Raw genomic sequence first — 253 nt, 5'->3', positions numbered from 1 at the left:
GTCGCCGACCACCGCGACCCGGCGCGCGTTCGGTGCCCATACCGCGAAGCGCACCCCGGGCACGCCGGCACAGCTGGCCGGATGCGCGCCCAGCGCCTGGCGCAGCGCTTCGCCATCGCCCTCGTGCAGGCGTTGCAACACGCCCTCGTCCAACTGCGGGCCGAAACCGTAGGCGTCCTCGATCTCCTGCCGCGCAGCCGGCCAGTCGACCTGCAGGCGATAGGCCACCGGCAATGGCAACACTGCCTCGAAC

General features: G+C 72.3%; 1 pseudogene. It reads right to left on the bottom strand.

Annotated features, from left to right (window positions below):
- Positions 1-253: pseudogene (locus tag SB753_RS39470) on the bottom strand (1,4-alpha-glucan branching enzyme); the annotation flags it as partial.

The sequence above is a fragment of the Paraburkholderia sp. SIMBA_053 genome, assembly GCF_046534895.1.
In the GTDB taxonomy this organism is placed as follows: domain Bacteria; phylum Pseudomonadota; class Gammaproteobacteria; order Burkholderiales; family Burkholderiaceae; genus Paraburkholderia; species Paraburkholderia caledonica.
This window is presented reverse-complemented; position numbering and strand designations above follow the sequence as displayed.